Below are 19,261 nucleotides of genomic sequence, written 5' to 3' on the forward strand. Positions count from 1 at the left end.
AACCGGGCACAATGCGGCCCTTTGGAATAGGAGCCAGGAAATGCCCGAATTGCCCGAGGTCGAGACAGTAAGACGCGGCCTGTCCCCGGCGATGGAAGGTATCGTGATCGAACAGGCGGATGTAAATCGCCCCGATTTGCGCTGGCCGTTTCCTGACCGGATGGCCGAACGGCTGACCGGCCAGCGGGTCGATCGGTTGCGGCGGCGGTCCAAGTACATTCTAGCTGATCTTAGCAGTGGCGAAACGTTACTGATTCATCTGGGCATGTCCGGGCGGATGACGGTCTCGGGTGATCCGCTGGGCCAATTTGAGCATACCCATCCCATGCCCGAGAAACATGACCATGTGGTGTTCCACATGGCCAATGGTGCCCGGATCACCTTCAATGACCCACGTCGGTTTGGTGCGATGGACCTGCTACCTACGGCAACCGCCGAGCATCATAAGCTGTTATCGGTCCTGGGACCGGAGCCTTTGGGCAATGATTTTCATGAACAGCATCTGATCGAAGCGTTCAAAGGCAAGAACACACCGGTCAAATCAGCGCTGTTGGATCAGGGAATCGTTGCAGGACTGGGCAATATCTACGTCTGCGAAGCGCTGTATCGGGGTCGAGTGTCGCCACGTCGCAAAGCGGGACAGATTTCTTCTACCCGCGTTGCCGCGTTGGTTCCGATCATCCGTCAAGTGCTACAGGAGGCGATCGAGGCAGGTGGATCGTCGCTGCGGGATTTCCGGCAAGCCGATGGAGAACTTGGATATTTTCAGCACAGCTTTGATGTCTACGGGCGCGAGGGTGCGCCCTGCCGGACAGGGGGTTGCGGGGCAGAAATCAAGAGAATCACCCAGTCCGGTCGCTCATCCTTCTATTGTGTGCAATGCCAAAGATAGCTTGATCCAAGTTTTTCGCGTGGTAAGGAATCGTACCTGAACGGAACAACCGGAAGCTTTAACTCATGGCTTTTGAGACGATCATCGTCGAAATCGAAGACCACGTCGCCCTCATCAAACTCAACCGCCCCGATGCGATGAATGCGCTGAACACTCAGTTGCTGGGTGAATTGTGCACCGCGTTGGAAGAGGCGGATGGAAACGACAAGGTACGCTGCGTCGTCATCACCGGCTCGGACAAGGCCTTTGCCGCAGGTGCGGACATCAAGGAAATGTCCGAGATGAGCTTTGTTGACGTCTTCACTGTCAACCTGTTTGCCGAGGCCAACGATCGTATCTCGGCCATCCGCAAACCTATCATTGCAGCAGTTGCGGGTTATGCGCTAGGCGGTGGCTGTGAATTGGCGATGCTGTGCGATTTCATCATTGCCGCCGATACTGCCAAGTTTGGCCAGCCTGAAATCAATCTGGGCGTTATTGCAGGGCTGGGCGGCAGCCAACGTCTGACCCGGTTCGTCGGCAAGTCAAAATCGATGGACATGAATCTGACCGGTCGCTTCATGGACGCGGAAGAGGCTGAACGTTCTGGTCTTGTCAGCCGGATTGTACCGGCCAAGAAGTTGATCGAAGAAGCCATTGGCGTGGCCCAGAAAATTGCCGAGAAATCGCAACTGTCGACCATGGCGGCAAAAGAGGCGGTCAACCGCAGCTATGAAGTGCCGTTGAGCGAAGGTATGTTGTTCGAGCGCCGGGTGTTCCATTCGATGTTCGCCACCGAGGACCAGAAAGAAGGCATGGCAGCCTTTCTGGAAAAACGCTCGGCTCAATTCCGGGACAAATAAACCGGCCACGAAATATGTATCGAACAGGCGGGCTGAGCCCGCCTTTTTCTTGCCCGCGGTTCAGCAGTGAAGAATCGGCTTGGCAAAGCCTGAAAACTTGGCTATGCACCGCCGCTATACATGCGCGTGCGGCCCGCTTGGCCCGACTCACACTCGTGATTCTGATCCGGTGCGGATATCCGTGGCGCGCTTACTACATAACCGTACCGAACAAAGGTCAGAGACACATGGCAAATTCGCCCCAGGCAAAAAAACGCGCTCGTCAGAACGAAAAGCGTTTCGCCGTTAACAAAGCGCGTCGTTCGCGTATCCGCACCTATCTGCGCAAAGTAGAAGAAGCAATCGCATCCGGTGACAAGGACGCAGCAACTGCTGCTCTGCGCGCAGCTCAGCCCGAACTGATGCGCGGCGTCACAAAGGGCGTCTTCCACAAGAACACAGCCTCCCGCAAAATGTCCCGCCTGTCGGCCCGCGTTAAATCGCTGGGCTGAGTCTTTATGTGACCTAGGGTCACGTAAGCATGGCTGAACTATTCCGAAGGGCGTCGCATATCGCGGCGCCCTTTTGCTGTTGCCAGAATACCGCGTCTTCACGTTGCCGAGAGATTCTTTCGCACAAAGACCCGAGTCAATATCAGAGTTTCGTTGCCGCAGACGTCGGCCTCTTGTTACCACTGATACAGCGATTCACTCGCTTGGGGGGACAGGCTGTTCCTGCGATTGTACTGACGGGCATCAGAGCGGTCGAGGAACGAATGTTGGCATCCGGATAAACCGGTTTGCTGATCTGCTGAGGGTCTTGGGGTAACCGAGGATCCGAGCCCTGTCTAAAGATAAGATTGCGAAGCGCAGGCCGCTTTTCGGGATATTCAGGTGCTGGATGTCACGAGTTTGGATTGTGCTGACTTTCAGGGACAAACCCGCCAAACTTCTGCGGTTTGGCGCAGGGTATCCTTTTGCGAGTGACATCGTGATCCGGGCGACCGGGGCTTAGTAATAAGGCCGACAGGCCAATAAAGAATGGGATGCGTGAGGCGCTTAATGACACAAGAGAAATGGGGACTACTGCGTAACAAACTGCTCAAGGCGATCGGAAAGAACAACTATACCACCTGGATCGAGCCTCTTGAATTCCAAGAGCTGCAGGACGGTGTAGCGGTGTTCTCGGTTCCGACGAACTTTATGGGCAATTATGTGAGCCAGAATTTTGCGGATCTTATCCTGTATGAGATGAACACCGCTGGAGAATCTGTACAGCGCCTCGCGTTCCGAGTGGCAGCGAACTCTCCGGTACGTCCTTCGAGCGACGTGGCAACTGCGCCTGCCCGCGTTCAGGAAGCGCATACGCCGACTCTATCCGCGACCGCGAATGATGCGTTGGAATCCCTGCAGGCGGCGCCGTTGGATTCTCGTTTCACGTTTGACAGCTTTGTGGTCGGCAAGCCCAACGAGCTGGCCCATGCCGCCGCGCGTCGTGTGTCCGAAGGTGGCCCCGTGACTTTTAACCCGCTGGTTCTGTATGGCGGTGTCGGCCTGGGTAAAACCCACCTGATGCATGCCATCGCCTGGGAATTAAAGACCAAACATCCCGAATTGAATGTTCTGTACCTGTCGGCGGAACAGTTCATGTACCGCTTTGTCCAGGCCCTGCGGGAACGCCGGATGATGGACTTCAAACACCTGTTCCGTTCTGTCGATGTGCTGATGGTTGATGACGTCCAGTTTATCGCTGGAAAGGATTCGACTCAGGAAGAGTTTTTTCACACCTTCAACGCGCTGGTAGACCAGAACAAACAGATCATCATCTCGGCCGACCGCGCCCCGGGCGAGATTAAGGACCTGGAGGACCGTGTGAAATCACGCCTGCAATGTGGTCTGGTCGTCGATCTGCATCCCACTGATTACGAACTGCGTCTGGGCATCCTGCAAACCAAGGTTCAGCAATACAGCCGCACCTATCCTGACGTGACTATCGTAGATGGTGTGCTGGAATTCCTGGCCCATCGCATCTCGACCAATGTGCGTGTTTTGGAAGGGGCCTTGACCCGGCTGTTTGCCTTTGCCTCGCTTGTCGGGCGCGAGATCGACATGGAGCTGACGCAGGATTGCCTGGCGGACGTGCTGCGCGCGTCAGAACGCAAGATTACCGTCGAAGAGATTCAGCGCAAAGTGTCAGAATATTACAATATCCGCCTTAGCGACATTATAGGCCCCAAGCGTTTGCGCTCCTATGCCCGCCCACGTCAGGTGGCGATGTATCTGTGCAAACAGCTGACCAGCCGCTCTTTGCCCGAGATTGGCCGTCGGTTTGGCGGTCGCGATCACACCACGGTCATGCATGGCGTCAAACGCATCGAAGAACTGAAGACAACCGATGGCCAAATCGCTGAAGACGTGGAAATGCTGCGTCGCGCGCTGGAAGCCTGAGTATCTTCTAGGCATTAAACAGGCGCCCCGGATCCTGATGGCCGGGGCGTTTTTTTGTGCGCAATAGTCCACGGTTGGCTATGAACTGTGCCCGCAGGGTCACGGGCCTCTTGACCCTGCGGGCAAACCGACTCAGAAATCCATAAAAAATCCTTGTGCCTCAGGGCGGAGGCGCTAACGTGCCAGTCCCGCCCATTTTCGGCACGCAAGTCAGAGGAATTAAGGGTATGAAGATCAGCATCGAACGCGGCACCCTTCTCAAGGCCGTTTCCCAGGCCCAATCCGTCGTCGAACGACGCAACACGATCCCTATACTTGCTAATGTTCTGATCGAGGCCGAAGGCGGTCAGGCCATGTTCCGCGCCACCGATCTGGATATCGAAGTGGTCGACAAGGCCCCTGCGCAGGTGGAAAAGGCCGGCGCCACCACGGTTGCCGCCACAACCCTGCACGAGATCGTGCGCAAACTGCCCGATGGTGCGCTGGTCACCCTGACCGCCGACAGTGCGGCAGGTCGTCTGACGGTTGAAGCCGGGCGATCGAACTTCTCTCTGGCGACTCTGCCGAAAGAAGATTTTCCAGTTATGGCCTCATCGGAATACCAGTCGAACTTTACGGCTTCGGCAGCATTGCTGCGCCGTTTGTTCGACAAATCGAAATTCGCCATCTCAACCGAAGAGACGCGGTACTATCTGAATGGCGTCTATATGCATGTTTCAGATGGCTCCGAAGGCGGCAAGGTGCTGCGCTGTGTGGCCACCGATGGTCACCGTCTGGCGCGCATTGACGCAGACCTTCCGGATGGGGCTGCGGATATGCCCGGCGTGATCGTGCCGCGCAAAACAGTGGGTGAGTTGCGCAAGCTGTTGGACGATGACGAGATGGATATCGCCGTTTCCGTCAGCGAAACCAAGGTGCGTTTCGCAACGCCGGATATCACGCTGACCTCGAAGGTGATCGACGGCACATTCCCCGACTACACACGGGTCATCCCGCAGGGCAATACGCGGCAACTGGAAGTGGATGCGGCTGAGTTTGCTCAGGCCGTCGACCGGGTTGCGACGGTATCGTCGGAACGTTCGCGCGCGGTTAAGCTGCAGCTGGATACAGATAAACTGGTTCTTTCCGTCAATGCACCGGACAGCGGTGCAGCCGAGGAAGAATTGGCCGTCGCATATTCAGATGAACGGCTCGAGATCGGTTTCAACGCAAAATACCTGCTGGAAATTGCTTCTCAGGTAGATCGCGAAAACGCGGTGTTCCTGTTCAACTCCGCCGGTGATCCGACCCTGATGCGCGAAGGCAATGACCTAAGCGCGGTCTATGTGGTCATGCCGATGCGTGTCTGATTGGCTTTGGGGGCTGATCGCTGAGGAAAGAGAGGGGTCATGACTTTGGCCCTGACCGAACTGACGGTCTCGCATTTTCGCTCTCACAAACTGGCGCGTCTGTCGCTGGATGGCCGTCCGGTTGCCATTCACGGACCCAACGGCGCGGGCAAGACCAATATCCTTGAAGCTGTTTCGATGTTTTCACCCGGCCGTGGCATGCGGCGGGCCAGTGCTGCCGAGATGACGCGGCGGCCCGAGGCGCTGGGCTGGAAGCTATCCGGTCTGCTGCAAGCGCAGGGACAGCATTACGAGATCGAGACATGGTCCGAAGGCGGCACGGCGCGGCAGGTTCGGATTGATGGCAAATCCGCCAGTCAGATTGATCTGGGTAAACTGGCGCGGGTTGTCTGGTTGATTCCTTCGATGGATCGGCTGTGGATCGAGGGGGCTGAGGGGCGGCGGCGATTTCTCGATCGCATCGCGCTGAGCTTTGATCCCTCCCATGCCGAAGCATCCCTGATTTATGAAAAATCCATGCGCGAACGAAACCGGCTGCTGAAAGAGCAGGTGCGCGATGCCCATTGGTACGCGGCGCTGGAAGGGCAGATGGCCGAAACCGGGCATCGCATCCATGTGGCGCGCATGGCCGCTCTGGATCATCTGCGCACAGCACAGGATCAGGCCGAAACGGGTTTTCCATCGGCTGATCTTGAGCTGGTTCAAACAGAAGGTGCCATGCCGGAAACGGCGGATGATCTGCGTGAGGCGCTGAATGAAAGCCGCTTTCGCGATCTGGCGGCGGGGCGCACACTGGTCGGGCCACACCGGTCTGACCTGTACGGCGTCTTTGCCGCCAAGGGCGTTCCGGCCAAGGATTGCTCGACCGGTGAGCAAAAGGCGCTGCTGGTCTCGCTGATCCTGTCCAACGCGCGAGCTTTGGCCGGGATGATCGGGGCACCGCCGATTGTGTTGCTGGATGAGGTTGCCGCCCATCTGGATGCCGGGCGCCGCGCCGCGCTCTATGATGAGATTTGCGCGCTGGGCGCTCAGGCCTGGATGACGGGCACCGGGCCTGAACTGTTTGCGGAATTGGGGGACCGGGCCCAGACCCTGGTTGTCACCGAAGGCGATGAGGGCTCGGTCGTCGATTAGGCCGGTTCGCTGACCTTACGTTCCCACAAGAAGCCGCGCATTACTTCGTCAACTGGGGTTTGTGCCATGTGATTGACGTAGTTCGACATGGTTTTTTGCGCCAGGCCCAGCACCACATCCAACACGGCACGGTGCGAATACCCGGCGTCAAAGAAGGCTTGCAGCTGCGCATCGGTCGGATTGCCGCGGGACTGCATCATTTGCAAAGTGAACGTCCGCAGAGCCTCGAGCTTGGCATTGGGCAGCGCGGTTTCGTTGCGCAAGGCATCAGTGATGTCATCCGACACCTTCATCATCTTGGCGATGCCGGTATGGGCCGGCACGCAATAGTGGCACTCGTTCTCGACATTGATGGTCTGCCAGACGACGGTTTTTTCGTCATTGTCGAAATCGGTCTGCATGAAGAGACCGTGCAGAACCTGATAGCCTTCCAGATGCTGCGGGCTTTCGGCCATCACCTTATGCAGGCCGGGCAGGCGGCCAAACGCGGCCTGAGATTTTTCCAGCAAAGGTTTGGATGCTTCGGGCGCGGTGGTCAGGTCGTGGGATGGGAAATCGGCCATGTGGATGCTCCATTTTTTGATGTCTGAGTTGGAAATAGTCTTTCTTGAGTGATCACTCAAGTATATATTTGAGTGACCGTTCAAGAATTGGTGATGTCGATGCCCCGCAAACCTACCTATGACCGAGACGCGCTGATCGCGCAGGCCCGCGACATATTCTGGCGCCATGGCTGGGCCGGGACGTCGTTGAAGGATCTGGAGCGCGAGCTGAAGTTGAAACCGGGCAGTTTCTATGCGGCCTTTGGGTCGAAAGACGCGCTTTATGCGCTGGCGCTGGAACGTTACACGCAGGACGGTGTAGCGCGGCTGACAGCGCTGGCAGAAGACATCGGGCCGCTGGCCGCGTTAAAGACGCAGCCGCAGATTGTGATCGATTCCAGCCAAACGCCGGTGCAGGCCTGTATGCTCGCCAAGACCTTTGCCGAATTGCAGGCCAGGGATCACCAGCTAGCGCAGAAAGCCAGCCGGCATATGGCTGAGATGAAGCAATGTTTTGCAACGCTGTTTAGACAGGCGCAACAGGCCCGAGAGATCGGTCCTGACCACGATCCAGAGCGGCTTGCGGCGCGCTATCAATCCGACCTGTTGGGCCTGCGATTGTCCGCTGAACGCAGCGACGTCAACGCCAAGGAAATCGCCGCAGATATCGCCGCAGACCTCGATCAGCTTTGATCGGCTGAAAATCCAAACTCTGGCACAAAATATTGGGGGATCGCGTGACATTCCCCACCAGAGAACGTATAAGTTACCAAAATAATATAGGTACTAACGGCATGTCCGAAGACGCACAGGCACCGCAGGAATACGGCGCGGATTCAATCAAGGTTCTCAAAGGCTTAGAGGCAGTTCGAAAGCGCCCCGGCATGTATATCGGTGACACCGATGACGGCTCGGGTCTGCACCATATGGTGTATGAGGTTGTCGACAACGGAATTGACGAAGCTCTGGCCGGTCATGCCGACCATGTGACAGTGAAAATTCACGCCGATTCCAGCGTTTCAGTCAGCGACAACGGTCGCGGGATTCCGGTGGATATCCATCCCGAAGAAGGCGTGTCCGCCGCCGAGGTCATCATGACCCAGCTGCATGCGGGCGGTAAGTTCGACAGCAACTCGTACAAGGTGTCTGGTGGTCTGCACGGCGTGGGCGTTTCGGTTGTGAATGCGCTGTCCAACTGGTTGGAACTGCGCGTCTGGCGCAAGGGCAAAGAACATGTCGCCCGGTTCGAAGGGGGCGAAACCGTCGAACATCTGAAAGTGGTCGGCGAATGTGGTGACCGTACGGGGACCGAGGTGCGCTTTCTGGCCTCGACTGATACATTCTCGAACCTCGAATACTCGTTCGAGACGCTGGAAAAGCGCCTGCGCGAGCTTGCCTTCCTGAATTCGGGTGTGCGGATCATCCTGGTCGACGAACGCCCCGCAGAACGGCTGGAAACTGAGCTGTTTTATGAGGGCGGCGTGAAGGAATTCGTCAAATACCTCGACCGGTCAAAGTCGTCTGCCATGCCCGAGCCGATCTATATCAAGGGTGAGCGGGACGATATCGGTGTCGAAATCGCGATGTGGTGGAATGACAGCTATCACGAGTCGGTTCTTCCCTTTACCAACAACATCCCTCAGCGCGATGGCGGTACTCATATTGCGGGTTTCCGGGGTGCGCTGACCCGCACGATCAACAACTATGCCCAATCTAGCGGCATTGCGAAAAGGGAAAAGGTCAGCTTTACGGGCGATGACGCGCGCGAGGGCCTGACCTGCGTGTTGTCGGTCAAAGTACCGGATCCAAAGTTTTCCTCACAGACCAAAGACAAGCTGGTCAGTTCCGAGGTCCGCCCGGCGGTCGAAGGAATGGTGAACGAGAAGCTGGCTGAATGGTTTGAAGAAAACCCAAATGAAGCCAAAATCATCGTGGGCAAAATCATCGAGGCTGCTCTGGCCCGTGAAGCCGCACGAAAAGCCCGTGAACTGACCCGCCGCAAAACGGCGATGGATGTGAACTATCTGGCTGGCAAGCTGAAGGATTGTTCCGAGAAGGACCCGTCAAAGACCGAAGTTTTCCTGGTCGAGGGGGACTCGGCTGGTGGCTCTGCTCAGACAGGTCGGGATCGTTTGACACAGGCCGTGTTGCCGCTGCGTGGGAAAATCCTGAACGTGGAGCGTGCACGGTTCGACCGGATGCTGTCGAGCCAGGAAATCGGTAATCTGGTAATGGCGCTGGGCACGGGCATTGGCCGCGATGAGTTCAATATCGAAAAGCTGCGCTACCACAAGATCGTTATCATGACGGATGCGGATGTGGATGGCGCACATATCCGGACGCTGTTGTTGACCTTCTTCTTCCGGCAGATGCCAGAGCTGATCGAGGGCGGATACCTGTATATCGCGCAGCCGCCGCTTTATAAGGTCGCGCGCGGTAAGTCCGAGGTGTATCTGAAAGATCAGGCGGCACTGGATGACTACCTGATCAATCAGGGCGTCGAGGGTGCGGTGCTGAAACTGGGTTCGGGCGAGGAATTGACCGGCCAGGACTTGGCGCGCGTGGTTGACGAAGCGCGCCAGCTGAAACGCGTTCTGGATGCATTCCCGACGCACTATCCGCGTCACATTCTGGAACAGGCCGCCGTGGCCGGTGCCTTTGTCCCCGGTGCGGTTGATGCCGATCTGCAAGGCGTGGCCGACAAGGTCGCAGCCCGTCTTGACCTGATCGCATTGGAATACGAACGTGGCTGGCAGGGTCGGATCACGCAGGATCACGGCATCCGCCTGGCTCGTATCCTGCGCGGTGTTGAAGAGGTGCGTACGCTGGATGGCCCGATGCTGCGCTCGGGCGAAGCGCGCAAGACCGGCAGTTTTACCCAAAGCCTGCAGGAGATCTATAACACATCCGCAACCCTGATCCGCCGCGACCGGTCGCAGGCCATCCACGGTCCGCTGGACCTGTTGCGTGCCATTCTGGAAGAGGGTGAAAAGGGCCTGTCCCTGCAGCGCTATAAGGGACTGGGCGAGATGAACCCAGATCAGCTGTGGGAAACCACGTTGGACCCGGATGCAAGGACGCTGTTGCAGGTACGGGTGAATGATATGCTCGAAGCTGATGACCTGTTTACTAAATTGATGGGTGATGTCGTGGAACCGCGCCGTGAATTCATACAGAAAAATGCTCTGAGCGTCGAAAACCTGGACTTCTGAATTTTTGTATGTGCGCCCAAAGATTTGCATTTTTGGCCCAAAACTCTGGGCGCATTAACCTTCAACTTTCTTAGTTCGAGGTTCCATATCTTCGGGTCTCATTCTTTGCTTGTTTCGCGCCATCGCCGTATTGCCGGGGAAGGTTTTCGGATGGCCGCTTCCAGCTTGAAGCAGACTTTCAAAACTAGACTTTGCAGTTTCCGAGATGCGGGACGAAGCCGCCATAGGCACCATCGCAAGCAATGACGGTTGTCAGCCCAATGCGGGCTTGGTCGATCCGCAAGCAGGGAGGCGAGCAGGCATAGGCGCTGGCAACTACCTTGGTCTGATTTACAGGTAAGCCGCGCAAAAGCGGCGAATGCGAACACGTATTTGCAGAACCCTATTATACCAATTGATTAATTAACAAAATGGTATAATATGTCACCATGACAGGTGATGAACAACTTGATGCAGCTTTTTCCGCACTGGCCCACCCGACGAGGCGCGCGATTCTGGCCCGATTGGCCAAAGGCACAGCGACTGTGAACGAGCTTGCAGAACCCTTCGATGCGACCTTACCCGCGATTTCCAAACATATCCGGGTACTGGAGGCTGCTGGCTTGGTCTTACGTGGCAAGGATGCTCAGTTCCGCCCTTGTGCTTTGGACACAAAACCGCTGGAGGCCGTTGCAGGCTGGACCGACCAATACCGTTTCATCTGGGAAGCTCGGTTCGACGCAATGGACAGAATTCTGAATGGAATGAAGGAAACACCAGATGAATGACGAGAAGAAATGGGTAAAGATCGAGCGAGAATTTGACGCCCCGATTGGCACCATCTGGGACATGTGGACTGACCCGGCGCTGTTTAGTGCATGGTATGGACCCCGTGGCATGTCGGTTCCAGTAGCCGAAATGGACGTGGTTGTTGGCGGCACGCGTAAGGTTTGCATGGAAATGACGTCCGCCGAGCGACCCATGAAAATGTGGTTCACGGGAGTGTACAAAGAAGTCACCCGACCGCATCGCCTCGTCTATACGGAGAGCATGTGTGATGAGGATGGAACCCTTATCACACCTCAGGCGATGGGCATGCCTGATGACTTTCCTGACATCACCGAGATCATTGTTGAACTCTCTGAGGTGAATGGCAAAATTTTGATGACCATGGTCCACATCGGTGTTGAGGCGGGCATGGCAGGTGCCGGTGGCTGGAATCAGGCCTTTGACAAGCTCGCTGAGTACCTTTCTGCAAGAGAAGTTAGCTGACAGGTCGGACACATGCGACAGCTTGCCATTCTGACATTCGTGACACTCGATGGCGTGATGCAATCCCCGAGTATGCCAGAAGAAGATCCGTCGGAAGGATTTGAACACGGTGGCTGGGCCGCGCCGTATTGGGACGGCGTGATGGAGCAAGTCGAGCGTCACGCCATGTCCGAGCCATATGACATGGTTTTTGGTCGCAAGACCTACGACATCTTTGCGGGTCATTGGCCGGGTGCACCAAAGTCCGCTCTTTCAGACCGAATGAATGGCGCCAGGAAATACGTCGTTACTTCGCAGCCTGACAGTTTGCGCTGGGAAAACTCGCACCCGATCAACGATGACGTTATCGGCGAAATCTCGGCTTTGAAGGCAAGGGATGGGCCTCTTTTACAGGTTCATGGCAGCGCCCGGCTGATTCAAACGCTTCGTGCCCATAATCTTATCGACGAGTTCCGCTTGTGGATCTTTCCGGTGGTTGTCGGCGGCGGTAAACGTCTTTTCGAAAATGGGAGCCCGCCTTGCCAACTAAAGCGAACCAGATTTGAGCACTGCGGAAATGGTGCAACGATGCAGTTCTACCGGCCCTAAAGTGATCACTCTATCTCCACACAGCAGCCGTGAAACTGGGCTCGTTGCCACCATGCTATACGCAGCTCAATTGATTGTTCGCAGCCCAAAGAAGCCATTGGTCGCAGCTGCAAAGAACGACAGAAGTGCACCAAGATCAACGTGCTTTCTTGATCTTTATCTTGTCAAGCTTCGCTCTGCTCTTGGTCGATTCCTCAGAGCGTGTGAGAGCTTTGGCTATGGCTTTCAAGCCCATGCCCTTTGACACCAGTAGGTGCAATTTTTGAATTTCTTCTTGTGTCCAAGCTTGAAGGTGGCGCTCAAAACGTTCTGGTATGGTTTTCGTCTACCTTATTAATGTGCCTGATCTGTCATAAAGCATGGTCATCGTGTTGGTGCCAGCTCAAGGGCAATCACGAGTATTTTCAAGAAGCAGGGTTGATGCCAAACGCGACAAATGACGGCACCCATCCCGATGCGAATATTCCACCGTCATCCTACCTCGGATAAAACAGACGTTCCTCCAAGGATCAGAGTTGGTGGATTCGGCCACCAAGCAGACCTTCGCTGCTAGCGCAGCACTAGGACTCAGTGACGGCGGCAATGCACAGGAAGCGGATTTTAATCTAAGATGCAGTGTTTTTTGTCTTAGACAGCAGCTATGCGGACGAAGCGGACCCCTGATCTAGAATGCACCGCACTCTTTCAAAACGATTTCGACCCGCTCTTGAACAGATACCTTTGGTAACTCCATTCTAATGTAGCCTAGTGCGTCCAACGTCTTCTCAATACGAGTGTGTTCTTGAACTGCCGCTTCAAATCCATGCTGCCGCTCAGCGTCATTGGCAAACAGTTCCTTCCAGGGCGGGACCACGAAAACACGCTTCCGGTATGCACGGGTTTCTCCAATTGTCTCTACAATCCGCCGACCGCCCAAATGTGCCAAAGCGATAGCCGCGTCGATCAAACCACGGTCAAAGAAAACAATGCCTTCAAGGCTTTGCGCGTCCTGCAAATCCGACTTGGCCATCTCGATTGCACGTCGAGCAAACGCTTTCATGTCCAGCCATGGCAAGGCCTTTCCGCCTCTCGCAAGTTCATCTGAAATGATACGCCGGCCCGGCTCTTCGACAGTCGCAAATCCGCGATCTTCCAAAGCCTTCAATAAAGTTGATTTCCCGCCGCCAGAACACCCCGTAAGCAGGACAAACCTGTTGCCCAAATCGATCTCCCCTTTTGCTTCTCCATAATCTTCAATGCATTTGATGCCGCGACGCCGAATGATGCAAGAAGGGCTCGAACCGGTCATCTAACGGTTTCAGTTGGTCATCGGGTCGGTTCAGACGGCATCAAGGTCGGCCTAGCAGGACTTTCCGGTCGTTCACTTATCGGGCTTCGCTGATGCAGCATTCGTTCGCACGCGCGGCACGTTCATTGTTGTGTCGCAGCGGATGTCGCCAGACCGGTCGTTCAGGGCCCCCGATTGTGCCTGACCCAAGACCGATCTTTCGCCGCACGCTACGCCAATATGAAAGATGCGGACAAACCGGACTTGTGCAGTCGCAGCTATTGCTGACGCAGAAATACCTCGCATCTGCGGCATGGCTATCGCTGTTTTGCAACTCATATCGCCGAAGTCGCCGTTTATCGCGTTATGAGATGGCGAACGGCAGAACCGCTCGCCAAGGTAGGTCATATGTCGATGCGCTCGGCTATGCTCAGAGCATCTTCCAATTCGACACCAAGTTAACGCATCGTGCTGTCGACTTTGGTGTGGCCAAGGAGCAGTTGCGCCGCGCGAAGGTTGCCCGTCTTACGATAGATCTCGGCCGCCTTTGTGCGGCGGAGCGAGTGTAAACCGTATCCACTCGCTCCAGCCCGATCGCCTTCACCCAGTCGCGAATAAGCCGTGCGTACTGACGCGTCGAGATGTGTGGTCGGTCGTGAAACCGGCTTGGAAACATGAACAGGCAAGCAAGCATCTCTGGAGTTCTGACCCAGACCAGAACGGTTTTTCGCGTGTTTTCCGACAGTTCGAATTGAACGGGCCGCTTGGTTTTGCTCTGGATCACCGAAACACGTTCCCGGACGCGATGGCTTTTGATAAAATCAGGCACGGTTAGCTTGACCAGATCACAGCCTCGAAGCTTGCTGTCGATGGCGACGTTGAACAAAGTCAGGTCGCGCAGATTGCCTGCAAGCTCGAATCGAGCACGGATCGCCCAAACCTGTTTTGGCAGCAGTGGACGTTTCTGTCCGATGATGCGCCCTTTGTTCCAGGCTTTGCACATGGGGGTAACTGCGGGGAGTTGGACTCTTGGCATGATTTGCCCTCCGATCCTCCCTCCACGCCCCGTCATCAGCACCGTGCTGACTGGGCGATTGTGCAAGCAGGGCTGATCGCCCGTTTAGGGCAGCCACTCAAATGGGCATCTTCTGCGAGCGCTTTCGGCGGCTTGGAGGTCCAAGGGCGAACTGCGCCGATGGCCTAGAAACGCATAAGCCGACATTGTGGATGTTGAAGACGGGCCTTGGCCGCCATGGCGATGACAGGCAATGCAGCAGCGTGTGTCGCGGATACGGTCGCCGCAGAATGTCATGTCTGCAGGACACCCAAAGGTTTGAGGATGTGCAGCGTCAAGACGAAACGAAACCTCTGCCGCTTAGAACGACTGAAATGAGCGGACGTCGAGACGGGTTGAAGGCTTCAGAACATACTGCCTATCCGTCAATTGACCTGGGTCATTCGGTAGAGATAGGATCGTGGAAAGCCTTCCGGCCCACGCAGAAAATATCCTCGGATTCTCCGTTGATTACGGGGCAAATGGAACAAAAAATTCGGGGCAAATGGAACATGGCCAGGAAGAATTCAGTAACTTCGGTCGACGTCGCCAAACGGGCGGGCGTGTCGCAATCAGCCGTGAGCCGCGCCTTCTCTCGTGTACCCACTCAGTCCGGCGTATCGGCGGAAGCGAAGAAGAGAATCTTCGATGCGGCCAAGGAGTTGGGCTATAGGCCAAACGCTCTTGCCCGGTCGATGATCACTGGGCGCTCGAAGATCATCGCCTTGCTGTTCAGCTATCTGGACAATCAATTCTATGCGCTGGCACTGGAAAAGCTCTGTATCGAATTGCAGAAGAACGGCTATCACGCGATGGTTTTCATGATGCCGGAAACCGCAGTCGGGGTCGAAGAGACGGTATCCGAATTGCTGGAATACAAGGTTGACGGGATTATCACCGCATCGGTCGAACTGTCTTCGTCGCTTTGCAAGCATTGCCAGGATCAAGGTATCTCAGTCGTTATGTTCAACCGGATAAAGGCTGAGGAAGGTGTGTCTTGCGTGTCGTCAGACAATGTCCTGGGCGGACGCTTGGCAGCGCGCTATCTCATTGAAACTGGACACCAGAAGATTGCGTTGCTGTCCGGTTGGGCGGAATCTTCGACCGGGCGCGACCGCCAATTGGGATTTGAGCAAGAGCTGTCGGATCAGGGACACAGCCTGTTTGATCATGCTGCCGGGCATTTTGATCTGGCTGAGACGCGCTCTGCTGCCCTCAAACTTTTGGACAGACCAGCGTCAAAGCGGCCAGATGCGATCTTCATCGCCAACGACTACATGGCGATCGAAGCACTCGGCGTAATTCGCAGCGAGTTGAAACTCACGGTGCCGCAAGACGTGTCGATTGTCGGCTTTGACGACATTCCAATGGCGGCATTGCCTGAGTATGATCTGACGACATTGCGCCAGCCGATCAACCGGATGATCGACCAATCCGTCTCGCTGATGCTAGCTGCGATAGCCGGAAACGACACAGCAGGTAACGTGAGCATCGTGCCAGAACTGGTCGAGCGCGGCACCGTGGCAAACAGAACCTGATCAGCTTTCGCGCCCAAGCTCTGCCAGAATGTCCACTCCTTGCATGGCCATGAAATGTGGGATGTCGATGAAGATCCAGTTCTCGGCCAGTTTTTCGCCATCGCGGCGGTAGAGATCCACGATCCGCATGTCGGCTTCGACTTCGCCAGGCGGTAGACCAAGAAACCCACCCTTCGACCGTAGGGATAGGCTGGGATAGCCGAAGAACCCGCCGTAGTTGCCCTCGCCCAAACGCGCGACATGTTCGGTGTGGCGAACGTATTCCAGACCCTCCTCGAACGGCCCTGAGTGGCCGCGCCGATAACCATCGAAGAATGCGCTGGCGCCGATGCCGCCGGGGCCGAACCAGCACATATTGGGCGTCCAGAAACGGGTCATGTGCTCTTCGGGCGAGCCAACTTTGTTCGCGCGCAAATCGGTTACCATGTCAGAGATCAGACCGACACTCGCCCGGCCTTCGGTTTCCGAATGCGCATCGTACAATAGGCCATCATGCGTCGCAGGTCCAGGCGTCAACAGGACCGATCCGGTTGTGCCCGCGCTTGGATGACGTCCCGATTGCGCCAAAAGGTTCAGGATATCGACGTAGCAGGCGGTTTCGACGATCTTTTCCTTCTCAATGCGGTGAAATTCGCAATAGCGCAGAAACGAAAGCTTGCGGGAGGGTGCGAGCCCGATCCAGGACTGATCCCATGTGCCCATCAGATGCCCCATTTCGACAACCCAGACCGAGGAAAACCCGTCAAGTTCGTTCCGTCCGGCAAAGAAAATGTCCGGCCGCCGTTGCAATGGCCCCATGGCCTGTTTCAACGGCCGCCAGAAGACGTCAGCAACCTGTTCCGGACCGGTCTGCTCATGAAACGGGTACATGCCGCGCCACGCAAGATTGGCGGCGAAATGAGGTGTCATCGCCTCGGAAACACTTTCAGTGCCTGCCGCATCAATAGCCGCATTGGCGGAGCGGACAAGCGCCTTGGCGTCCTGATAATCAGCCATCGCGGCGGGCCTTGGCGATCTGGATCATCAGGTCCAACTCGTTGAAAAGCTGCCATTCCTGCTGAACCACACCATCCTTGACGCGCTGTTGCGTGATGCCCCAAATCTGGCATTTCTGCCCCGTGGGGTCTCGGTAGAGAGTACGGCCGGTATGGGTGGCATCGGCGCTCCAACGGGTTGAGATCAGATAACCGTCGTCATCGTTGCCCATCCAGTAGACCTCGTCGACATGGTGTTTCATGTCAGGGAAGGCTTCACGCAATTCGGCGATGTAGGCGCGATAAGCGTCCCGCCCGAAAAACTTGCGATCGGTTGTCCCTTCGAATGACACATCGGCGGCATAGCATTCATCCAGTGCCGCCCCATCGCCATTCCAAAGGCTGTCATGGATGGCTCTAGCAAAAGCATCGGGGTCGAACCCCTCAACAGGTTCGCCAACGCACAACGGGCGCTCAGGACGCACACCGGACCGCAGATCGGCCCAAGTTTCGGCGCTGCGCGGCCAGCCGGGGAAAGGATCGGCGGCCAGCCTGTCCGCCTCTTCCCAAAGATCAAGGCCCAGCTGCTTGAGCATGGCGGATGTGTTGTAAAGCACGTGCTCAAGAAAAATGTCGTTGCCAAGTGCCACACAGTTGGCAATGACCATGACTTCGACCTCAGCTCCGGCCGGGTCGCCGTATTTGCTCGGTCCGGTGTTCTTGCCCTTGATGCGCGTCAGGTGTGAAGTGTGAAATCCGATAGTGTCATCGCCAGCCCAGATCACCTCTTCCGCGTTAAGGATAATGTCGGGGATTGCGCCGGTCGTGTGGTGCGTGTCGCCGACGATCTTGGCGTTGCCGTGCTGCAGACCATAGTCGTCATAGACAAGGCTATCGTCGGAGTAACACGCTTCGATATATTCGACTTCACGGGCCTCGGTTTCCCAGATGCGATAGGTGATGCGGACGATATAGTCGACGATGTTGCGGTACTCGGGATCGAACCCGCCAAGCGACTGCGACGGCCCGAGATAGGGCGGGATACGGTGCGCCCCGCCCTTGGTGTAGTTCTTGAGAGATATGTCGAACGACGTGGGCATGTGACCCCGCGACAAGGCGGCGGCCGGATGATGCGACTTCGAGCGATCGGGCATGAATTGGGTCATTCGGTCTCTCCAGTATTGGCCAAAAGATCAACGCCCTGTTCGGCAAGGAAATGCAGGATGTCGATGAATATCCAGTTTTCGGCGAGCTTGTCGCCGTCGCGGCGATAAAGGTCCACGACGCGCATTTCGGCAGCCACGTCATTGGCAGGCGCGCCGAGGTAATCGCCGGTGTTGCGAAGGGTCAGGCAAGGCCACCACATGAAGGCGGCAATGTTGCCTTCGGCCAGTGCAAGTTCCCAATCGTGGATCTTCACCACGTCTTGCTTTGCTTCGAAAGGCAGGGTGTGTCCGCGTTGGTAGCCGGGAATAGAGAGGCTGGCTCCGATGCCGGCCGGGCCGAACCAGTTCATGTCCGCGTTCCAGAACCGGACCAGATGATCGCCGGGCGACGTATAGCTCAGCGCCAGATCGGTCAGCATGGCGTGGGTCAGATCATAGGTGTTCTGGGTCAGGTCCCCGGGCTGGGGGTCATGCAGAAGCCCGTCGTGTGTCATTGGTCCCGGCGACATCATCATACCCCCGGTCTGTTGTTTCGCCAGTGGGTTCCGGCCTGCCTGGCTCAAGACTGCGAGAATATCCAGAAACTCTACCGTTTCGACAATGGCTCCGTCCTGGACCCGAGACATCGTCGCGTAGGGCAGATAGGTGGTTTTTCCGGTGGCGGACATGCCCAGCCAGTCGTCCGTAAAATCGCACAGGAAATTGCCCATTTCAACAACCCAGGTGCCGGCACCCGGGTCAAGATCGGCATGACTGGCGAAAAAGATATCGGGGCGCCGCTGGATGGCGGACATGGCATTCTTCAGCGGTGTCCAGACGGTGTCGGCCAATGCTTCGGGCCCTTCGACATCGTAAAACGGGCGCATACCGCGGTAGGTGTGCTCAGGGGACAGGTACTCTGCACAAGCAGCAGCGGTTTCGGCCCCGGGGGCGCCTTTGTCACGGGCGGTGAAGTACGCTTGAACAAGCGACTTGGCGGATTGCAGGTCTACTGACATGGATCTTCCTTGATCTAGAGGTGACGGT

Annotated in this window: 17 protein-coding genes and 1 pseudogene; 12 read left to right on the top strand and 6 right to left on the bottom strand. The window is 56.4% G+C overall.

What is annotated here, in order from left to right; genetic code table 11:
- Positions 1 to 40 precede the first annotated feature (40 nt).
- The 6 genes from mutM to recF all read left to right on the top strand — a co-directional run bounded on the left by mutM (position 41) and on the right by recF (position 6,643).
- Positions 41 to 892, top strand: a complete 852-nt coding sequence (mutM, locus tag AC2FJW_RS14755; protein ID WP_496750467.1) for a bifunctional DNA-formamidopyrimidine glycosylase/DNA-(apurinic or apyrimidinic site) lyase — start codon at positions 41 to 43, stop codon at positions 890 to 892.
- A 65-nt stretch (positions 893 to 957) separates the two neighbouring features.
- The gene (gene acuK, locus AC2FJW_RS14760) at positions 958 to 1,734 is read left to right on the top strand and encodes an acryloyl-CoA hydratase (RefSeq protein ID WP_142638228.1); all 777 of its coding nucleotides are present in this window, start codon (positions 958 to 960) and stop codon (positions 1,732 to 1,734) included.
- 227 nt (positions 1,735 to 1,961) lie between these two features.
- Positions 1,962 to 2,225: a 30S ribosomal protein S20 gene (gene rpsT, locus AC2FJW_RS14765; RefSeq protein ID WP_281973595.1), complete on the top strand. Its 264-nt coding sequence runs from the start codon at positions 1,962 to 1,964 to the stop codon at positions 2,223 to 2,225.
- A 549-nt stretch (positions 2,226 to 2,774) separates the two neighbouring features.
- Positions 2,775 to 4,160, top strand: a complete 1,386-nt coding sequence (gene dnaA / locus AC2FJW_RS14770; RefSeq protein WP_496750468.1) for a chromosomal replication initiator protein DnaA — start codon at positions 2,775 to 2,777, stop codon at positions 4,158 to 4,160.
- A 227-nt stretch (positions 4,161 to 4,387) separates the two neighbouring features.
- On the top strand, positions 4,388 to 5,509 hold the full coding sequence (dnaN, locus tag AC2FJW_RS14775) for a DNA polymerase III subunit beta (RefSeq protein ID WP_496750469.1): 1,122 nt from the start codon (positions 4,388 to 4,390) through the stop codon (positions 5,507 to 5,509).
- 39 nt (positions 5,510 to 5,548) lie between these two features.
- The gene (gene recF, locus AC2FJW_RS14780) at positions 5,549 to 6,643 is read left to right on the top strand and encodes a DNA replication/repair protein RecF (RefSeq protein WP_496750470.1); all 1,095 of its coding nucleotides are present in this window, start codon (positions 5,549 to 5,551) and stop codon (positions 6,641 to 6,643) included.
- Here recF and AC2FJW_RS14785 read toward each other — a convergent pair.
- Entirely contained in the window at positions 6,640 to 7,206 is a 567-nt protein-coding gene (locus AC2FJW_RS14785; RefSeq protein ID WP_271950739.1) for a carboxymuconolactone decarboxylase family protein, read from the bottom strand. The genes recF and AC2FJW_RS14785 overlap by 4 nt on opposite strands.
- Positions 7,207 to 7,305: 99 nt before the next feature.
- Between AC2FJW_RS14785 and AC2FJW_RS14790 the strand changes: the two genes are divergently transcribed.
- The 5 genes from AC2FJW_RS14790 (at position 7,306) to AC2FJW_RS14810 (ending at position 12,236) form a co-directional block, all read left to right on the top strand.
- A complete protein-coding gene (locus AC2FJW_RS14790; protein ID WP_496697438.1) occupies positions 7,306 to 7,878 on the top strand; it encodes a TetR/AcrR family transcriptional regulator in 573 nt (190 codons plus the stop codon).
- 101 nt (positions 7,879 to 7,979) lie between these two features.
- Positions 7,980 to 10,397: a DNA topoisomerase (ATP-hydrolyzing) subunit B gene (gene gyrB / locus AC2FJW_RS14795; RefSeq protein WP_271950736.1), complete on the top strand. Its 2,418-nt coding sequence runs from the start codon at positions 7,980 to 7,982 to the stop codon at positions 10,395 to 10,397.
- A 428-nt stretch (positions 10,398 to 10,825) separates the two neighbouring features.
- Positions 10,826 to 11,164, top strand: a complete 339-nt coding sequence (locus tag AC2FJW_RS14800; protein WP_496750471.1) for an ArsR/SmtB family transcription factor — start codon at positions 10,826 to 10,828, stop codon at positions 11,162 to 11,164.
- On the top strand, positions 11,157 to 11,648 hold the full coding sequence (locus AC2FJW_RS14805) for an SRPBCC family protein (protein ID WP_496750472.1): 492 nt from the start codon (positions 11,157 to 11,159) through the stop codon (positions 11,646 to 11,648). The genes AC2FJW_RS14800 and AC2FJW_RS14805 overlap by 8 nt, the downstream gene beginning before the upstream one ends.
- Positions 11,649 to 11,660: 12 nt before the next feature.
- Complete coding sequence (locus AC2FJW_RS14810) at positions 11,661 to 12,236, top strand: dihydrofolate reductase family protein (RefSeq protein ID WP_496750474.1); 576 nt, start codon at positions 11,661 to 11,663, stop codon at positions 12,234 to 12,236.
- Positions 12,237 to 12,900: 664 nt separating this feature from the next.
- Here the strand turns inward: AC2FJW_RS14810 and AC2FJW_RS14815 are convergent.
- Both AC2FJW_RS14815 and AC2FJW_RS14820 read right to left on the bottom strand, forming a co-directional pair.
- Entirely contained in the window at positions 12,901 to 13,524 is a 624-nt protein-coding gene (locus AC2FJW_RS14815; protein WP_496750476.1) for an AAA family ATPase, read from the bottom strand.
- Positions 13,525 to 13,961: 437 nt separating this feature from the next.
- Positions 13,962 to 14,539, bottom strand: a pseudogene (locus tag AC2FJW_RS14820) (tyrosine-type recombinase/integrase).
- 530 nt (positions 14,540 to 15,069) lie between these two features.
- Between AC2FJW_RS14820 and AC2FJW_RS14825 the strand changes: the two are divergent.
- Positions 15,070 to 16,095, top strand: a complete 1,026-nt coding sequence (locus AC2FJW_RS14825) for a LacI family DNA-binding transcriptional regulator (RefSeq protein ID WP_281973846.1) — start codon at positions 15,070 to 15,072, stop codon at positions 16,093 to 16,095.
- On the opposite strand, the gene AC2FJW_RS14830 is transcribed toward AC2FJW_RS14825, so the two are convergent.
- Genes AC2FJW_RS14830 through AC2FJW_RS14840 form a run of 3 tightly spaced genes read right to left on the bottom strand, consistent with a single transcriptional unit; the run spans position 16,096 to position 19,233 of the window.
- Entirely contained in the window at positions 16,096 to 17,091 is a 996-nt protein-coding gene (locus AC2FJW_RS14830; protein WP_496750477.1) for a nuclear transport factor 2 family protein, read from the bottom strand.
- Positions 17,084 to 18,223, bottom strand: coding sequence for a nuclear transport factor 2 family protein (locus tag AC2FJW_RS14835; protein WP_496750479.1), 1,140 nt, complete (start codon positions 18,221 to 18,223; stop codon positions 17,084 to 17,086). Before AC2FJW_RS14835 ends, AC2FJW_RS14830 begins: the two co-directional genes overlap by 8 nt.
- 8 nt (positions 18,224 to 18,231) lie before the next feature.
- Complete coding sequence (locus tag AC2FJW_RS14840; protein WP_281973843.1) at positions 18,232 to 19,233, bottom strand: nuclear transport factor 2 family protein; 1,002 nt, start codon at positions 19,231 to 19,233, stop codon at positions 18,232 to 18,234.
- Positions 19,234 to 19,261 lie beyond the last annotated feature (28 nt).

This window comes from Ruegeria sp. CDSA020, assembly GCF_059612345.1.

Excerpts from the sequence above, each read along its gene's own strand:
- mutM (WP_496750467.1), top strand. The coding sequence starts at position 41 with ATGCCCGAATTGCCCGAGGTCGAGACAGTAAGACGCGGCCTGTCCCCG.
- acuK (WP_142638228.1), top strand. The coding sequence starts at position 958 with ATGGCTTTTGAGACGATCATCGTCGAAATCGAAGACCACGTCGCCCTC.
- rpsT (WP_281973595.1), top strand. The coding sequence starts at position 1,962 with ATGGCAAATTCGCCCCAGGCAAAAAAACGCGCTCGTCAGAACGAAAAG.
- dnaA (WP_496750468.1), top strand. The coding sequence starts at position 2,775 with ATGACACAAGAGAAATGGGGACTACTGCGTAACAAACTGCTCAAGGCG.
- dnaN (WP_496750469.1), top strand. The coding sequence starts at position 4,388 with ATGAAGATCAGCATCGAACGCGGCACCCTTCTCAAGGCCGTTTCCCAG.
- recF (WP_496750470.1), top strand. The coding sequence starts at position 5,549 with ATGACTTTGGCCCTGACCGAACTGACGGTCTCGCATTTTCGCTCTCAC.
- AC2FJW_RS14785 (WP_271950739.1), bottom strand. The coding sequence starts at position 7,206 with ATGGCCGATTTCCCATCCCACGACCTGACCACCGCGCCCGAAGCATCC.
- AC2FJW_RS14790 (WP_496697438.1), top strand. The coding sequence starts at position 7,306 with ATGCCCCGCAAACCTACCTATGACCGAGACGCGCTGATCGCGCAGGCC.
- gyrB (WP_271950736.1), top strand. The coding sequence starts at position 7,980 with ATGTCCGAAGACGCACAGGCACCGCAGGAATACGGCGCGGATTCAATC.
- AC2FJW_RS14800 (WP_496750471.1), top strand. The coding sequence starts at position 10,826 with ATGACAGGTGATGAACAACTTGATGCAGCTTTTTCCGCACTGGCCCAC.
- AC2FJW_RS14805 (WP_496750472.1), top strand. The coding sequence starts at position 11,157 with ATGAATGACGAGAAGAAATGGGTAAAGATCGAGCGAGAATTTGACGCC.
- AC2FJW_RS14810 (WP_496750474.1), top strand. The coding sequence starts at position 11,661 with ATGCGACAGCTTGCCATTCTGACATTCGTGACACTCGATGGCGTGATG.
- AC2FJW_RS14815 (WP_496750476.1), bottom strand. The coding sequence starts at position 13,524 with ATGACCGGTTCGAGCCCTTCTTGCATCATTCGGCGTCGCGGCATCAAA.
- AC2FJW_RS14825 (WP_281973846.1), top strand. The coding sequence starts at position 15,070 with ATGGCCAGGAAGAATTCAGTAACTTCGGTCGACGTCGCCAAACGGGCG.
- AC2FJW_RS14830 (WP_496750477.1), bottom strand. The coding sequence starts at position 17,091 with ATGGCTGATTATCAGGACGCCAAGGCGCTTGTCCGCTCCGCCAATGCG.
- AC2FJW_RS14835 (WP_496750479.1), bottom strand. The coding sequence starts at position 18,223 with ATGCCCGATCGCTCGAAGTCGCATCATCCGGCCGCCGCCTTGTCGCGG.
- AC2FJW_RS14840 (WP_281973843.1), bottom strand. The coding sequence starts at position 19,233 with ATGTCAGTAGACCTGCAATCCGCCAAGTCGCTTGTTCAAGCGTACTTC.